Genomic DNA, 15,895 nt, shown 5'->3' on the forward strand with positions numbered 1-15,895 from the left:
GCCGCGTCCGGGGCCGTCCGTGCTCGGGCGGTCGTGGGCGAGGCCGGTCAGCGCTCGCGCAGCCGGTCGTAGGCGAGGCCGAGGGCGCCGTGGGCGACGAGGAGGGCGCCCGCCGTGGCCCAGCCGCCGCTGCGCCGGCCGAGGCCCCAGAAGAGCAGCGGGACGCCCGCGGCCAGCTGGACGCCGCCGAGGAGACGCGCCCTGGGGCCGCGTACGTACGGGCCGAGGGGACCCTCCTCCACGACGTCGAGCTCGTCGCGGACGGCCTCCCGCCAGCCGGGCCACTCCAGCTGCTCGGCGCCGGCGCCGAGGGCGGTGGCTCGGAGCCGGTCGGGGGCTTCGCCGGGGTCGAGGCCGGCGGGGAGGGCGAGGCCGGTGCGGGCGAGGACGGCGACGAGGCCGAGGAGGCGGGTCCGGGAATCGGCCTCGGGGTCGGGGAGGGTGAGCGGCTCCAGCGCCTGGACGTCGAGGACGGGGTCGAGGGCGAGGCGGTCGGCGAGGGTCCGCACGGCCTCGTCCTCGCCGGCCGGGGTGCCGTCGGCGAGCCAGGTGTAGCCGACGGTGCGGCGGAAGCCGGCGGCGAGGGTGATCCCGGCGCGGTCCGCGTCCCACCAGAGGGCGAGGACGGGCCAGCCGGCGGCGGAGACGGCGAGGGCGGTGGCCCAGCCGGTGACGACCCGCTCGACCGGTTCCCCCTCGTCCTGCCAGGGCTTTCCCTCCGGTACGAGGACGCTCCAGCCGTCCCCGGCGGGGGCGAGGAGCAGCGGCTCCCGCAGGAGCTGGGCGGGCGGCCGGACCGTCGGGGGATCGGCTCGGCACAGCAGCAGCGCCCCGGCGGGGCGCGGTCCGGAAGTCGCGTTCATGGCCCCCAACCTAGGCCAGTTTGCCCGTATACGGAGAGGTTTGCCTCGACCCTGTCAGGGATGATTCAGGGTTGACTCGACCACACTGCGATATATCGTGAATCTCGGAAGTCGCGATATGTCGAGTCGCGATGTGTCGAGGAAGCGGGAGGACAGCACCATGACCGAGTGGTCCGTCACCGAACCGGTGAAACTCGCGCCCGCCGACCCCGTGACACGGCTGCGCGTCCGTGTCGTGGGCGGCGCGGTGAACGTGGTGGGCACGGAGGAGAGCACGGCACGGCTGGAGATCTCGGAGATCGAGGGCCCGCCCCTGATCGTCACCCAGGAGGGCTCCACGCTGACCATCACCTACGAGGACCTGCACTGGAAGGGCATCCTCAAGTGGCTGGACACCAAGGCCCACCGGCGGCGCGCGGTCGTCTCGGTCGCCGTCCCGGCCGGCGCCGAGGTCGAGGTGGGCGCGGTGTCGGCGGACACGGTGGTCTCGGGCCTGCGGGGCCGCACCGAGGTCCGCGGGGTGACCGGGGGGACGACGCTGGTGGGTCTCTCGGGCCCGGTCCGCGCCGAGACCGTCTCGGGCGCCCTGGAGGCCCAGTCGGTGACCGGCGCGCTGCGGGTCGCCTCGGTGACCGGTGACGTCACGGTGATCGAGGGCTCCGGCTCGGCGGTGCGGGCGGAGACCGTCAGCGGTGACCTGGTCCTCGACCTCGACCCGGCTCCGGCCGGGGCCCCGCCGGCCGACATCCGGCTCACCAGCGTCTCCGGCGAGGTCGCCGTCCGGCTGCCGCACCCGGCGGACGCCCGGGTCGAGGCGAGCACCACGAGCGGCGCGGTGTCGAACGCCTTCGAGGACCTGCGGGTGGGCGGCGAGTGGGGCACCAAGTCCATCACCGGGACGCTCGGCGCGGGCAGCGGGACCCTGAAGGCGACCACGGTCTCCGGCTCGATCGCCCTGCTCCGCCGCCCGGAGTCCGCCGAGGCCCCGGACCCCGGGGCCTCCACCCCCTCCACCCCCTCCGCCCCCTCGTCCGGAAAGGTGCTCTGACATGCCCCCCGTCTTCGCCCACGGCCGACTCCGCCTCTACCTCCTCAAGCTGCTCGACGAGGCCCCCCGGCACGGCTACGAGGTCATCAGGCTCCTGGAGGAGCGCTTCCAGGGGCTGTACGCCCCCTCGGCCGGCACGGTCTACCCGCGGCTGGCCAAGCTGGAGGCCGAGGGGCTCGTCACCCACACCAGCGAGGGCGGCCGGAAGGTGTACTCGCTGACCGACGCGGGCCGGGACGAGCTGGCCGGCCGGGAGGGCGAGCTCGACGCCCTGGAGCGGGAGATCCGGGACTCCGTCGCGGCGCTGGCCTCCGAGATCCGGGAGGACGTGCGCGGCGCGGCCGGCCGGGTGCGCAGCGAGATGCGCGCGGCGGCGAGCCGGGCCCGGACGGCGGAGGAGGGCTCCTTCGCCGACGTCAAGGAGGAGCTGCGCAAGGCCAAGCGGGAGTGGAAGGAGCAGGCCCGGCAGGCGAAGGAGTTCCAGCGGATCGCCCAGCAGGTCCAGGACGAGGTCCAGAACCGCTTCGCGAGGGGTGAGTGGCCGCAGGCCGTCCGGGAGGGCCTGTCGGGGATCACCGCCCAGCTGAGCGATCTGGTCTCGGGCCAGACCAAGGGCCGCACGGGCGCGGGGAGCGCTCCGCCGGGCGCTTCGTCGGCGGGCGGTTCCCCGGTGGACGTGTCGGTGCCGGGCACGGACGGGGAGGCCGTGGTCCCGGAGTGGGCGCGGGAGGGCGCGGGCTCCGGTGACCCGGCCCGGGACCTGGACCGGCTGCTCGACCGCTTCCGGGACGAGGTGCGGGACGCGGCCCGGGACCACGGGGTGACGGACGCCCAGCTCGCCGAGGCCCGCCACCACCTGGCCGCGGCGGCGACCCGGATCACCGGGATGCTCCGCCCCCGCGTGGAGCCCTGACCGGGGCTCCGGCCGGGGCCTTGGCCGGGGTCCTGACCGCGTTCCCGAGCAGGGCCCGCGCAGGGATCAGCGGGGCGCCGGGCCGGTGCGGGTGACGGTGACGGTGACCCGGGCGTCGGGGGCGGCGAGGACGCGGACCCGTTCGTACGCCCGGCCGTGCCCTTCTCCGCGGCCCTTGTCGCGGAGCACGAGGGCGCCGCGGGCCGTCACCTTCCAGTCGCCGGGCGGCAGGGCCAGTTCGGTGACCCGGGAGCCGCGGCGGCCGGCGGCCTCGTACTCCAGGCGGTAGACGCCGGACGCCGGCTCGTAGGCGGAGGTGCGGACGCGGCCCGCGACGGCCTCCGCGTACGGCTCGGCGGTCAGCTCCTTGTTGGTGCGGAAGGCGCCGGCGGAGTCGACGGCGCAGTAGCCGCCGCCGTAGCACCAGACGTAGCCGGCCCAGCCGGAGGTGTAGCGACCGAGGGAGGCCATGGCGTCGCGGTAGAAGCGGTTCATGTTCGGCAGCGCGTTGTTGAGCGGGCCCCACTCCCCGACCACCACGGGGACCTTGTGCTCCTTGGGGTAGAGGGTGACGGCCTGCTCGTAGCTCTCGATCCAGCCGGCGGCGGGGTCGTAGTCGGCGCCGGCCTCCATGCCGGTGTTGTAGAAGTGCGGAGCGTAGACGATCTTCGGGTCGTCGATCCGGCCGAGCCCGGTGGGGACCCCTTCGCCGACGATCGGGGTGGGCTCGACGAAGATCCAGGCGTCCCGGTCGGCCGTGCGGATGGCGTCGGCGATCCGGTCGTACATGGGGGTGAGCTGCTCGCGCTCGATGCGGCGGGCGGCGGTGGGCAGGTCCTCGCCCTCGCGGATCTCGCCCATCGGCTCGTTGATGGGGTCGTAGCCGAGGACGGCCGGGTGGTCGTCGAAGCGTTCGGCGAGCACCTGCCACATGCGGGCCTGGGCGCGGCGGAGGTCCTCGTCCTCGTAGAGGTGGGTGAAGGCGCGCTGGACGGCGGGCTCGAAGTACTCGGAGAACCAGTCGTCGGGGCGGGGGGTGAAGGGCAGCCCGTCGGTGCGGGTGGCCCAGGCGGGGATGCCGCGATGGCCGAAGGCGGGGCCGAAGACGTCCTGGTGGGCGTCGAGCAGGACCTTGACGTCGTGCTTCTCGGCCCAGTCCAGGATCCGTTCGATCTTCCGCAGGTAGGCCTGGCTGTAGCGGCCCGGCCGCGGCTCCAGGTCGTCCCAGAAGACGAGGAGGCGGGCGAAGTTGAAGCCCTGGGCGCGCATGTCGCGGAAGTGCCGCTCGGTCACGGCGGAGAGGGCGGCGTCACCGCGGTTGGCCTTGTCCTCCACGTTCCAGCCGCGCAGGGTGAGCACGCGGCCGCGGGCGTCGGTGAGGGCGGGGATCCCGTCGTCCCCGGCGCCCCCGCCGGTCCCGGTCTCCGCGTGCGCGGCGGCCGGGACGAGCAGGGAGGCGGCGAGGGCGCCCGTCAGAAGGGTGGTGCGCAGCAAGGAGACCTCCGGCACGAGGAAGTGAGCGTCGTTCACCTTTCCGGTGCCGGAGATCCCATCAGGTCGACCGACCCGTATCAAGAGGTCGTCAGCACGATCTTTCCGAAGAGTTCGCCGGAGGCCATCTTCACGAAGCCCTCGCGGGCCCGGTCCAGCGGCAGCACCTCGTCGATCACCGGACGGACCCCGGTGGCGGCACAGAAGGAGAGGAGGTCCTCCAGCTCGTCCTTGGAGCCCATGGTGGAGCCGACCACCTTCAGCTCCAGGAAGAAGATCCGGGTCAGTTCGGCGTGCGGGGGGCGGTCGCCGCTGGTGGCGCCGGAGATCACCAGGGTGCCGCCGGGGCGCAGCGACTTCACCGAGTGCGACCAGGTCGCGGCGCCGACGGTCTCGATGACGGCGTCCACCCGGTACGGCAGCCGGGCCCCGGGCTCGTACGCCTCGACGGCGCCGAGCTCCACGGCCCGCTTCCGCTTGGCCTCGTCCCGGCTGGTGGCGAAGACCCGCAGGCCGGCGGCCTTGCCGAGGACGATCGCGGCGGTGGCCACGCCGCCGCCCGCACCCTGGACGAGGACCGAGTCGCCGGGGCGGACCCCGGCGTTGGTGAAGAGCATCCGGTAGGCGGTCAGCCAGGCGGTGGGGAGGCAGGCGGCCTCGGCGAAGGAGAGCTCCTTCGGCTTGGGCAGCACGTTCCAGCGGGGGACGGTGACGCGCTCGGCGAAGGTGCCCTGGTAGCGCTCGGTGAGGATGGAGCGGGGCTCGTCGGGACCGACGCCGTGGCCGGTCTGGCCGATCACGGAGTGCAGGACGACCTCGTTGCCGTCCTCGTCGATCCCGGCGGCGTCGCAGCCGAGGATCATCGGCAGCTTCTCCTCGGGCAGGCCGACCCCGCGCAGCGACCAGAGGTCGTGGTGGTTGAGGGAGGCGGCCTTGACGGTGACGGTGGTCCAGCCGGGGCGTACCTCGGGCTCGGGGCGTTCGCCCAGTTCGAGGCCGTTCAGGGGCTGGTCGCGGTCGATTCGGGCGGCGTAGGCAGCGAACATGGCCCCGACCCTAGGGGCGACGGAGAGCACACGGAACCTCACTCCGGTGTGACGCGCGTCCCCCGCCTCCCCCGTCGCGTCTCCCCGCCTTCCCCGTCGCGTCTCCCCGCGTCCCCCGTTCTCGTCCCTGGCGCCCCCCCGTGGCGTCCCCCGTCTCCGCCTCCGGCACACGAAAGGGCCCAGCCTCCGGCCTCGCCCTCTTCCCTCTCCCCCCTCCCCCGGCCCCGCCCCGGCACGGGAAAGGGCCCCGTCCCGGGTCCGATGCGGCGGACCGGGGACGGGGCCCTCTCGGGGACCTTCCGCGGACGGGGTCAGCGGCGGGCGACGCCCTCGGCGCGCGCGGCGGCGGCGACCGCGGCCGCGACGGCCGGGGCGACCCGGTCGTCGAACGGCGACGGGATGACGCAGTCGGCGCTGAGCTCGTCACCGACGACACCGGCGATGGCGTCGGCGGCGGCGATCTTCATGCCCTCGGTGATCCGGGAGGCCCGGACCTGGAGCGCGCCGGCGAAGATGCCGGGGAACGCGAGGACGTTGTTGATCTGGTTGGGGTAGTCCGAACGGCCGGTGGCCACGACCGCCGCGTACTTGTGCGCGACGTCGGGGTGGACCTCGGGGTTCGGGTTGGCCATGGCGAAGACGAAGGCGTCCTTGGCCATGGCGGCGACGGCCGCCTCGGGGACCGTGCCGCCGGAGACGCCGATGAAGACGTCGGCGCCGGCGAGGGCGGTCTCCAGGGAGCCGGTGAGGCCCGCCTTGTTGGTGAGCCCGGCGATCTCGCGCTTGACGTCGGTGAGGTCCTCGCGGTCGCTGCTGACGACGCCCTTGCGGTCGGCGACGCAGACGTCGCCGATGCCGGCCGACAGGAGGAACTTCGCGATGGCCACGCCGGCCGCGCCCGCGCCGGAGATCACGGCGCGCAGGTCGCCGAGGGTCCGGCCGGTCAGCTTCGCCGCGTTCCGCAGGGCGGCGAGGGTGACGATGGCGGTGCCGTGCTGGTCGTCGTGGAAGACCGGGATGTCGAGCCGCTCCTGGAGCTTGCGCTCGATCTCGAAGCACCGCGGCGCCGAGATGTCCTCCAGGTTCACTCCGCCGAAGGACGGGGCGAGCCGGACGACGGTGTCGACGATCTCGTCGGTGTCGGTGGTCGCGAGGGCGATCGGGACGGCGTCCACGCCGCCGAACTGCTTGAAGAGGATCGCCTTGCCCTCCATGACCGGGAGGGAGGCCTCCGGGCCGATGTCGCCGAGGCCGAGCACGGCGGTGCCGTCGGTGACGACGGCGACGACCTGGGACTTCCACGTGTAGTCGTGGACCAGCTCGGGCTGCTCGGCGATGGCGGTGCACACCTTGGCGACGCCGGGCGTGTACGCGAGGGACAGGTCGTCCTTGTCACGGACGGGGACGGTGGCCTGAATGGCCATCTTGCCGCCGCGGTGAAGAGCGAAAGCCGGGTCGAAGGGCTCCTCGGGAGCTCCTTCCGTTGCGCTCTCGCTGAGAGGGTTGACGATCTCCGCTGCCATGTGGGTGAGACCCCTTATGTCTGTTGTTCGAGGGTTTCCGCTCCTGGTGTGGAGCGGTGGGCGGGTCCCGCGGCCGCCGTGTCGGGCAGCCGCGCGGGCGCGCCGCACAACGCGCCCTGAGCCCCGGATGAGGGGTGTAAGGATCCTTCTTACCGGACGGACGGCACCGCAGACGAGTCCGTATCCGGTCGGTGACGCGACTCATACCCAGTGCTGGCGGACGCGGACGGAGAACGACTCGTCACTCGATATCAGGAAAGATGCCGCAGGCGTCCGTTTGGCTCTGTTCGTGCCGTCCGAATGGCGAGATCGGCCGCAGATTCTTCGGCGAACGGGTAGGGCTACGAAAGATGGTCCGGCCTTGATGTACCGGCCTGTCGGGATTCGGGCGCGACCCGTTACCCGATTTTGACATCCGTGGCCGTCGGTTTGAGGCGGTCCGAATGGCAAGATGCCGTAATCACACGAGGTCGCGACACTCGAAGACGCGTACGCGGCCCATTGGCAACGCCTATGGCAACTCCCTCACACGCCGGAGGATCCCGACCATGACCGCACGCTCCACGCGCTGGACGACCGCCGCCAAGACCCGCACCTCCCGTCTTGCCGCGGTCGCCGCCATCGCGGTCGCCGGCTCGATGCTGCTGACCGCCTGCGGCGACCAGACCGACGGCGGCTCCACGAAGGAGGGCGGCACCGCCGCCAACTCCGCCCCGCTCTTCTCCAAGCTGCCCGCCGACATCCAGAAGGCCGGCGTCATCAAGGTCGGCACGGACGCCTCGTACGCGCCGATGGAGTTCACCGAGAACGGCAAGATCGTCGGCGTCGACCCCGACATCGCCGCCGCCCTCTCCAAGCAGCTCGGCGTGAAGTTCGAGTTCACCTCGGGCACCTTCGACGGCCTGATCACCTCCCTGGAGACCGGCCGCCAGGACATCGTCATGTCCTCCATGACGGACAACAAGAAGCGCCAGGAGGGCCTGGACGACAACGGGAAGAAGATCGGCAAGGGCGTCGACTTCGTCGACTACTTCTCCTCCGGCGTCTCCCTGCTGGTCAAGAAGGGCAACCCGCAGGGCGTGAACTCGCTCGACGACCTCTGCGGCAAGACCGTCGCCGTCCAGCGCGGCACGATCTACGAGGACACCTTCAAGGCCCAGGCCGAGAAGTGCGGCGCGAACAAGCTCACGATCCAGGCCTTCGACACCGACGCCGAGGCCCAGACCCGTGTGAAGGCCGGCGGTGCGGTCGCCGACCTGAACGACTACCCGGTCGCCGCGTACATCGCGAAGACCTCCGGCGGCGGCAACGACTTCGAGGTCGTCGGCAACCAGACGGACGTCGGCCTCATGGGCATCGCCGTCTCCAAGGACAAGACCCAGCTGCGCGACGCCATCAAGGAGGCGCTCGACGCCAGCATCAAGGACGGCAGCTACGCCGAGGCCCTGAAGAAGTGGGACGTCGAGGGCAGCGCGGTCAAGTCGGCCACCATCAACGCCGGCAAGTGACCCGCCCGCTTCCCCCTCGCACCACTGAAGGGCAGTCGTGATGACTGACAAGCTCAGCAAGGACCCGGCCGCCACGCCGGCCGGGTCCGGCCCCTCGGGCACGCCGTACGAGGCGATCAAGGCCGTCCCGGTCCGGCACTACGGCCGCTGGGTCAGCGGCGTCGTGGTCGTGGCCCTCCTCGGCTGGCTCGTCTACGCCTTCTCCCAGGGCAACATCATCTGGGCGACGGTCGGAGACAAGCTGTTCGACCCGTCCGTCCTCTCCGGTCTCTGGAAGACCGTCCTCATCAGCGTCTCCGCGATGGCGCTCGGTCTCGTCCTCGGCATCGTCTTCGCCGTGATGCGGCTGTCGAAGAACCCGGTCACCGGAGCCGTCTCCTGGCTCTACATCTGGTTCTTCCGCGGCACGCCGGTCTACGTCCAGCTGCTCGTCTGGTTCAACCTGGCCCTGATCTTCGAGTACATCAACCTCGGGCCGATCTACAAGGACGAGACCTCCCAGGTCCTCACCCCGTTCATGGTGGCCCTCCTGGGCCTGGGCCTGAACGAGGGCGCGTACATGGCGGAGATCGTCCGCGCCGGCATCCAGTCGGTCGACGAGGGCCAGACCGAGGCGGCGCACGCGCTCGGCATGTCCCAGACGAAGACCATGCGCAGGATCGTGCTGCCGCAGGCGATGCGCGTGATCGTGCCGCCGACGGGCAACGAGTTCATCAACATGCTGAAGACCTCGTCGCTGGTCTCGGCCGTGCAGTACACGGAGCTGCTCCGCGCCTCCTCGAACATCGGCTCCACCGCCGGCGCCGTGATGGAGATGCTCTTCGTGGCCTCCATCTGGTACCTGGCGCTGACCAGCGTCTTCAGCGTCGGCCAGTACTACCTGGAGCGCCGTTTCGCCCGCGGTTCGACCCGTAACCTGCCGCCCACCCCCTGGCAGCGGGTCAAGACGAACCTCACCACGTTCAAGCGTTCCCCGGAGGCATCGGCATGACCGGCGAGCTCATGGTCAAGGCGGAGGGCGTCCACAAGTCCTACGGCGCCGCCCACATCCTCCGCGGCATCGACCTGGAGGTCCGCAGCGGAGAGGTGTTCTGCCTGGTCGGCCCGTCCGGCTCCGGCAAGTCGACCTTCCTGCGCTGCATCAACCACCTGGAGCGGATCGACGGCGGCCGCCTCTCGGTCGACGGCCAGCTGGTCGGCTACCGCCAGAAGGGCGACAAGCTCTACGAGCTGAAGGACAGCGAGGTCGCGGCCCAGCGCCGTGACATCGGCATGGTCTTCCAGCGCTTCAACCTGTTCCCCCACATGACGGCCCTGGCCAACGTGATGGAGGCGCCCATCCAGGTGAAGGGCGAGTCCAAGGCCGTGGCCCGCGAGCGGGCCGAGCGCCTGCTCGACCGGGTCGGCCTCTCGGACCGGATGGGGAACTACCCCTCGCAGCTCTCCGGCGGCCAGCAGCAGCGCGTGGCCATCGCCCGCGCGCTGGCGATGGAGCCGAAGCTGATGCTCTTCGACGAGCCGACCTCGGCGCTCGACCCGGAGCTCGTCGGTGACGTCCTCGACGTCATGCGGGACCTGGCCGAGTCGGGCATGACGATGATCGTCGTCACCCACGAGATGGGCTTCGCCCGGGAGGTCGGCGACTCGCTGGTCTTCATGGACGGCGGCGTGGTGGTCGAGTCCGGACACCCGAGGGACGTCCTGACGAACCCGCAGCACGACCGGACGAAGGCGTTCCTGTCGAAGGTGCTGTAGCGGGCGGTACGCGAGGGGCGGTACGGGCGCGAAGCCCGTACCGTCCCTCCGTGCGTCCCCCGGCCCCGCACCCGACGGCCGTACGCCCCCGCCGCCGTGCGCCCGGCAGCGGTCCGCCCGGCAGCCGCACCCCGGACGGCCGTACGCCCGGCGGCTACTTCACGGCGAGGAGCAGCGTGTCGGAGGGCGAGCACCAGACCGGCCGGGCCTCGCCGAAGCCGGCGGCCCGCAGCGTGTCGGCGTGCCAGCCCACCGGCGGCATGTCGCCGTCGGCGTGCTCGCCGTAGATCTCGAAGCGGCGGGCGGTGGGCTCGGCGAGGACCGGGTCCTTCGCGGCGAGCGCCCACCACTCGGCCCAGTCGAGGACTCCGGCGGCCTTCTCCTCGTCCATCCGGGCGTGCCGCCGGGCACGCTCGGCGGCGTTGATCCGCGGGGTGGCCGGGTCGATCATGTGGTCGGCGTTCATGAAGACCCCGCCCTCCCGCACCAGCCCGGCGATCCGCCCGTAGAGGGCGGCCAGGGGCTCGCTGTGGAACCAGTGCAGGGCGGTGGCGGTCAGGACGGCGTCGTACGAGTCGTACGGCAGCGCCCGCGTCCACGCGGGGTCCTTGAGGTCCGCCGTCACGAAGGAGACCCGCTCGTCGCCCGCGAAGGTGCCGCGGGCTATGGCGAGCAGCGCGGGGTCGAGGTCGACGCCGGTGGAGACGGCGCCGGGGAACCTCCGGAGGAGCCTGTCCGTGATACTTCCCGTACCGCAGGCGAGGTCGAGGACGCGGGGCTCCGGCCCCACCAGCGCCTCGACCATGTCGAGCATGACGCGGAACCGCTCCTCGCGGTCCGGCATGTACCACTCCTGCTGACGGTCCCAGCTCCGCTGCCAGCCCGCCCAGTCGGTGTCGATCATGCCCGTACCCTCCGTCGTCGTCGCCACAGAAAACCCGAGAACGTAATACCCTCAGAGGGGAAACACCAATTACCCCCCTCGACGCCGACCCTAGCCCGCCACCGTAAGGACTACAAGTGGAACTGGCCTATTACTCGGATTACGCCGTGCGTCTCGTCAACACCGAGGAGCCGGCCCGCGGCAGGGACAGCCTCACCACCGTGGAAGCGGTCAAGGAACTCTTCGGCCCCGCCGGCCAGATGGCCCGCCGGGTCACCGAGGCCGACCTGCCCCGCTTCCGCGCGATCAGGGCCCGGCTGCGGGCCGTCTTCACGGCGGCGGACGAGGGCGACCACACCGGCGCGGTCGACCTCCTGAACTCGCTCCTCCTGGAGTTCCCAGTCAGCCCGCAGATCTCCGGCCACGACCACCTCGACGACGAGGGCCGGCCCCGCTGGCACATGCACCTCGCCGACCACTCGTCCAACGCCACGGCCGGGTACGCGGCGATCTCCGCGATGGGACTCGCCTTCCACCTGACGGAGTTCGGCGCCGACCGGCTGGGCCTCTGCCAGGCCCCGCCCTGCCGCAACGCCTACCTCGACACCTCCACCAACCGCTCCCGGCGCTACTGCTCCGACCGCTGCGCCACCCGCGCCAACGTGGCCGCCTACCGGGCCCGCAAGCGCCTGGAGGCCGAGCGGGCCGACATCACCGGCCGCACCGCCGAGAACAGCCAGGAGAGCACCACCCCGGCCGAGCGCTGACGCCCCGGCGTCACCGGCCGGTACCGGGCCAGCACCCGCCCGAGCACCAGCTCGGGCGGCACGGCCCCGAAGACCCGGCTGTCCCCCTCGGCGTCCGGGTTGTCCCCGAGGACCCACCACCCGGCGTCCCGCCGCTCGGCCAGCCGCTTCACCACGAGCAGATCCTGCTGGAGCGGATGCCGCAGCACCACGACGTCACCGGCGCCGACCCGGCCGCCGTACCGCACGAACAGCCGATCGCCGTGCAGCAGCGTGGGCACCATCGACACCCCCGTCACCTCGGCGATCCCGAACGGCGCCTCGGCCGCCGCGGTGGCTTCCCGCTCCACTCCCGCTCCCCTCGATCGACCCGTCCACTCGTACACGAGTCCCATCCTCACCCCGGACTTTTGCCCTAAGCCCCAGGGGCGCTCGCGAAAACGCCCTTCTCACCGAGTAATCTCCCACTTGAGAAGACGATCACGAGGAAGGACGGCTCAATGCTCTCCCGCCTGTTTGCCCCCAAGGTCAAGGTCAGCGCCCACTGCGACCTCCCCTGCGGCGTGTACGACCCGGCCCAGGCCCGCATCGAGGCCGAGTCCGTCAAGGCTGTCCAGGAGAAGTACCAGGCGAACGAGGACCCGCACTTCCGGGCCCGCGCCACGGTCATCAAGGAGCAGCGCGCGGAGCTCGCCAAGCACCACGTCTCGGTCCTGTGGAGCGACTACTTCAAGGCCCCGCACTTCGAGAAGTACCCCGAGCTCAACCAGCTGGTCAACGACACCCTGAAGGCCCTCTCGGCCGCCAAGGCGTCCACCGACCCGAAGACCGGCGAGAAGGCCCTCGAGCTCATCGCCGAGATCGACCGCATCTTCTGGGAGACGAAGAAGGCCTGACCCAGGTCTCCCCTCTCCCCCTGCCCCACCGCAGGCCGGAGGACGACGGAACGGCCCGCCCGGACACCCCGGCGCGGGCCGTTCCCGTTTGCACGGTCCTGTGGGAGAGAACCGGGAGACGGGGGGACCCGTCACCGACGACAGACGAGGATGCCGCCGAGGCAGGTGATCTCGTACGTGCCGTGGCGAGCGATGTGGTCGACGAGGAGGGTGCGGGCCCGGTCGACGGTGGCGCCGAAAGGGACATCGTGCTGGTCGGCCCAGGCACGGTACGAGGCCATGTGGGCGATGACCGGGTCAGGGTCCCGGACCATGATGGTCCCCGGGAGTTCGACGACCTCCATGCGGCTGAACTCCTCGCCGAGGAAGGCGGACGCCTTCTCCAGGGAGAAGCGGGCGCTGAGCGAGATCCGAGCCGGACCCCGGCCGACGCCGAGGACGTCACCGGCGGCCCGCTGCCAGAGGTCGTCGAGCTCGACCTTGTCGCGGTCGCTGTTGGTGGAGACGATCACCGGCCCGTCGTCGGCCACGATCCTGGCCAGCTCCCTGACCGCCTGGGGGATGTCGGACACGTGGTAGAGCATGTGGAGCGCAAGGGCGGCGTCGACGCTGCCCGCCGCCAGCGGAAGTCTCGTCGCGTCCGCCACGGCGACCGGGCCGGGGACGCCGGCGAGGATGCCGGGAGCGATGTCGAGGCCGAGCAGGGACAGGTCCGGACGGTCCTGTCCGAGCCGCTGGATGAACTTGCCGTTGCCGCAGCCGATGTCGACGACCCGCCCACGTACGTCGCCCAGCTGCTCGGCCACGAGGCCGGGGAGGTCGTACCGCGGTGTCTGCCACTGGTAGAGCGACTGCCGGGCGGCCAGGTCCCGGTCTCCGTTGTAGGCGCTGCCCGCCAGGCGGGCCCGGTCGGTGACGGCGGCGTCGTGGGCGGCGGACAGGTCGGTCACGTCGGCAACTCCGGTGGGTGGGCGGCGGGCAGGGACGCACGGACGGCCGTGTGCTGGAGTCGTTCGCGCAGGTGCACTGCCTGGGCGGCTCCACCGTACTGCGGCCCTTCCAGCTCCCGCCCGAGAACGGTGAGCCGGCGCACGATACTGGCCGACATGCGCTCCGGCGGGGACTGGAGCACGAAGCCGAGCATCTCCTCCGTGCCGTCCAGGTCGCCCAGGAGCATGTGACCGCGCGCGAGGTCGAGGTGCGCGGCGAACAGGTCACCGACCGACTGGTCGTCTCCGTCCGCGCTGCGATAGAGGCGGATCGCCGTCTCCGCGCTGACGATGGCCCGGTGGACGCGTTCCTGCCCGCCCGCAGCCAAGAGGGTCGTTCCGGCGTAAGCGAACTGCTTGGCCGCGGGGAAGTCGAAGACTCCCGCCCCCTCGTCCCCGCCCGAGACCGCCTCGCGCGACCGTTCCGCATCCGACAGGGCGGCGAGCGCACCTGCCGTGTCGCCGACTATCGCCAACGCCCGCGCCTCCAGACTCGCCAGCCGTGCGCCGATGCTGCCGCTCGCCCTGTGCCGACGGCCGGCCTGCGCCAGCCGGGCCGCCTGCTCGTACCGCCCGGTCCAGTACGCGATCAACGACTCCACGGCCCGTACCCAGGCCAGCATCCCCTCGTGCCCGGCCGCCTCGGCACAGGCGCGTGCGGTGCGAGCGTGGGTGGCGGCGGAGTCGTAGGCGCCGAGGTCGAGGCAGACGTGCGCGGACAGGCCGCAGAGGCGAGCAGCGGAGAGGTAGAGGTCAGTGGTCTGCCGGGGGTGCTGGCGCCCGCGCAGCAGCTCGAAGACCCCGTCCCGTAACCGCCTGATCTCGACGTACTGCTCCATCAACGGGTGGCTGACGTACGTACGGGCGAGCCGGCCGACGTCTGCCTCCAGCTGCTCCACGACGAACTCGTCGGCGTTCCGCTGCGCGATGAAGCGGGCGAAGTCCGCCGAACGCACCGCGTCCTCCGAGAGCGGGTCTCCACGGACGTGAGTGTCTTCGGGCAGCAGCGCTGGCGGCACAATCTCGGCCTCGGCCCCGTCCCGCTGCCCCTTGCTGATGGCAACGGCTTGGTCGAGTACGGCTACATCGACGCCGAAGACCTGCGCCAGGTACTTCCGGGCGTAGGGAACGGGAACTCGCGCTTCGCGCTCGTACCGCCCGATCTCCTTGCCGGTCTTCGCGGAGCGCCCCTCCAGGGCGTTGTACTCGTCGGCAACCCTCTGCTGGCTCCAGCCGCGCGTGGTACGCAGCCGGACGAGCAAGGCGCCGATCCTGGTGTCGCCCATGCCGTCCCCCAGGAACACGTGACCTCTGGCCCCCATAGTGGCCCCCGTCTTGGCCCCCACGCTGGCTCCCGACCCAAATGAGTTAAGTCGCTTTGCTGTTGACCATGGCAAGCAGACTCACCAACCAGGCGACCGACGCCGCCCCGGATCTCTTTCCGGGCACGGGCCGGCACCGCACCATGCTCTTCCCCCGCCGTCGGACCACGCCGCGTACTTCTCGCGACTTCGTCGCCGCCACGCTGACCGAATGGGGTGAGACGAGCCGCCTCGACGACATGCGGCTGTGCACCTCGGAGCTCGTCACCAACGCGGTACTGCACGGGGCGCCCGTGGGCCGCCTCGTCCTCGTACGCGTCGAATCCCTTGACGCGGAGCTGCGGATCGAGGTCCACGACAGCGGCGAGAAGAGGCCGACGAAGCGCGTTCCCGAGGAGTCCGCCGTCGATGGCCGCGGTCTGCTGATCGTCGCCGCGACCGCCGACAGCTGGGGCGTGAAGGAGCGGACGGGCCCCGGAAAGTGCGTCTGGGCCGCATTCGACCGTGCCAAGAACAGGGCCGCTCCCCTGCCGCCCCACACCACCGGCCCCCAGGGAGACACCTCGTGACCACGCATCCCGTCTCGCCGAACACCGTTCTCGCCAACGCCCTCCACCACGCCGAGGACGTCCTGACCCCGCGCATCCTGGCTGCCCCGCCCGAGCGGATCGTGTTGGTCGTCGGCACCCAGATCAACGGCGCCCCGCACATCGGCACCTAGCTCGTACAATCCCTGGCCTTCGCCATGGCGGCCCGACTGCGCGACCGCTTCGGCCTCCCCGCCGAGGTGCTCTTCAGCGCCCTCGACAACGCCCCGTACGAGCTGGCCACCGACCCGGCTAGGGTCTGTTGCGAAAGTGGATCTTGTTCGTTGATGATCACGTCCTGTGGGACGTGGGGATCTGACGAACG

At 71.7% G+C, this 15,895-nt stretch carries 16 protein-coding genes and 1 pseudogene; 9 read left to right on the top strand and 8 right to left on the bottom strand.

Going from position 1 to position 15,895, the window contains the following annotated elements; all coding sequences use genetic code 11:
- Positions 1-47 precede the first annotated feature (47 nt).
- A complete protein-coding gene (locus tag IE245_RS13640; protein WP_189947085.1) occupies positions 48-863 on the bottom strand; it encodes a hypothetical protein in 816 nt (271 codons plus the stop codon).
- Between the two features lie 160 nt (positions 864-1,023).
- On the opposite strand from IE245_RS13640, the gene IE245_RS13645 reads away from it, so the two are divergent.
- Together IE245_RS13645 and IE245_RS13650 are read left to right on the top strand one after the other, a co-directional pair.
- Positions 1,024-1,911, top strand: a complete 888-nt coding sequence (locus tag IE245_RS13645) for a DUF4097 family beta strand repeat-containing protein (protein ID WP_189947086.1) — start codon at positions 1,024-1,026, stop codon at positions 1,909-1,911.
- Position 1,912: 1 nt separating this feature from the next.
- Entirely contained in the window at positions 1,913-2,824 is a 912-nt protein-coding gene (locus tag IE245_RS13650; protein WP_189947087.1) for a PadR family transcriptional regulator, read from the top strand.
- Positions 2,825-2,890: 66 nt separating this feature from the next.
- Here IE245_RS13650 and IE245_RS13655 read toward each other — a convergent pair whose 3' ends face one another.
- The 3 genes from IE245_RS13655 to IE245_RS13665 all read right to left on the bottom strand — a co-directional run bounded on the left by IE245_RS13655 (position 2,891) and on the right by IE245_RS13665 (position 6,884).
- Positions 2,891-4,315, bottom strand: a complete 1,425-nt coding sequence (locus IE245_RS13655) for a cellulase family glycosylhydrolase (protein WP_373305321.1) — start codon at positions 4,313-4,315, stop codon at positions 2,891-2,893.
- 80 nt (positions 4,316-4,395) lie between these two features.
- Complete coding sequence (locus IE245_RS13660; protein WP_189947088.1) at positions 4,396-5,361, bottom strand: zinc-binding dehydrogenase; 966 nt, start codon at positions 5,359-5,361, stop codon at positions 4,396-4,398.
- A gap of 311 nt (positions 5,362-5,672) precedes the next feature.
- Positions 5,673-6,884 (bottom strand): NAD(P)-dependent malic enzyme, encoded by a 1,212-nt coding sequence (locus IE245_RS13665; RefSeq protein WP_189947089.1) that lies wholly within the window; start codon positions 6,882-6,884, stop codon positions 5,673-5,675.
- Positions 6,885-7,432: 548 nt separating this feature from the next.
- On the opposite strand from IE245_RS13665, the gene IE245_RS13670 reads away from it, so the two are divergent.
- From IE245_RS13670 to IE245_RS13680, 3 genes are read left to right on the top strand one after another with little or no spacing between them, the layout of a single operon-like run.
- On the top strand, positions 7,433-8,392 hold the full coding sequence (locus tag IE245_RS13670; RefSeq protein ID WP_189947090.1) for an ABC transporter substrate-binding protein: 960 nt from the start codon (positions 7,433-7,435) through the stop codon (positions 8,390-8,392).
- A 40-nt stretch (positions 8,393-8,432) separates the two neighbouring features.
- On the top strand, positions 8,433-9,383 hold the full coding sequence (locus IE245_RS13675) for an amino acid ABC transporter permease (RefSeq protein ID WP_189947091.1): 951 nt from the start codon (positions 8,433-8,435) through the stop codon (positions 9,381-9,383).
- Positions 9,380-10,147 (top strand): amino acid ABC transporter ATP-binding protein, encoded by a 768-nt coding sequence (locus tag IE245_RS13680; protein WP_308436608.1) that lies wholly within the window; start codon positions 9,380-9,382, stop codon positions 10,145-10,147. Before IE245_RS13675 ends, IE245_RS13680 begins: the two co-directional genes overlap by 4 nt.
- 154 nt (positions 10,148-10,301) lie before the next feature.
- On the opposite strand, the gene IE245_RS13685 is transcribed toward IE245_RS13680, so the two are convergent.
- On the bottom strand, positions 10,302-11,051 hold the full coding sequence (locus IE245_RS13685) for a class I SAM-dependent methyltransferase (protein WP_189947092.1): 750 nt from the start codon (positions 11,049-11,051) through the stop codon (positions 10,302-10,304).
- Positions 11,052-11,167: 116 nt separating this feature from the next.
- On the opposite strand from IE245_RS13685, the gene IE245_RS13690 reads away from it, so the two are divergent.
- Complete coding sequence (locus tag IE245_RS13690) at positions 11,168-11,797, top strand: CGNR zinc finger domain-containing protein (protein WP_189947093.1); 630 nt, start codon at positions 11,168-11,170, stop codon at positions 11,795-11,797.
- Here the strand turns inward: IE245_RS13690 and sodX are convergent.
- Positions 11,701-12,171: a nickel-type superoxide dismutase maturation protease gene (gene sodX, locus IE245_RS13695; RefSeq protein WP_189947094.1), complete on the bottom strand. Its 471-nt coding sequence runs from the start codon at positions 12,169-12,171 to the stop codon at positions 11,701-11,703. The two genes, IE245_RS13690 and sodX, sit on opposite strands and share 97 nt — an antisense overlap.
- Before the next feature lie 105 nt (positions 12,172-12,276).
- On the opposite strand from sodX, the gene sodN reads away from it, so the two are divergent.
- Complete coding sequence (gene sodN, locus IE245_RS13700; protein WP_030207400.1) at positions 12,277-12,672, top strand: superoxide dismutase, Ni; 396 nt, start codon at positions 12,277-12,279, stop codon at positions 12,670-12,672.
- Between the two features lie 131 nt (positions 12,673-12,803).
- Here the strand turns inward: sodN and IE245_RS13705 are convergent, their stop codons facing one another.
- Both IE245_RS13705 and IE245_RS13710 read right to left on the bottom strand, forming a co-directional pair.
- A complete protein-coding gene (locus tag IE245_RS13705; protein WP_189947095.1) occupies positions 12,804-13,622 on the bottom strand; it encodes a class I SAM-dependent methyltransferase in 819 nt (272 codons plus the stop codon).
- Positions 13,619-14,947, bottom strand: coding sequence for a helix-turn-helix domain-containing protein (locus IE245_RS13710; RefSeq protein ID WP_189947096.1), 1,329 nt, complete (start codon positions 14,945-14,947; stop codon positions 13,619-13,621). Before IE245_RS13710 ends, IE245_RS13705 begins: the two co-directional genes overlap by 4 nt.
- 104 nt (positions 14,948-15,051) lie before the next feature.
- Here IE245_RS13710 and IE245_RS13715 point away from each other — a divergent pair, with 104 nt between their 5' ends.
- On the top strand, positions 15,052-15,552 hold the full coding sequence (locus tag IE245_RS13715; RefSeq protein WP_189947097.1) for an ATP-binding protein: 501 nt from the start codon (positions 15,052-15,054) through the stop codon (positions 15,550-15,552).
- A pseudogene (locus tag IE245_RS13720) lies at positions 15,549-15,821 on the top strand (hypothetical protein); the annotation flags it as partial. The gene IE245_RS13715 and the pseudogene IE245_RS13720, both read left to right, overlap by 4 nt.
- Positions 15,822-15,895 lie beyond the last annotated feature (74 nt).

This window comes from Streptomyces roseolus (genome assembly GCF_014649855.1).
Lineage (GTDB): Bacteria > Actinomycetota > Actinomycetes > Streptomycetales > Streptomycetaceae > Streptomyces > Streptomyces roseolus.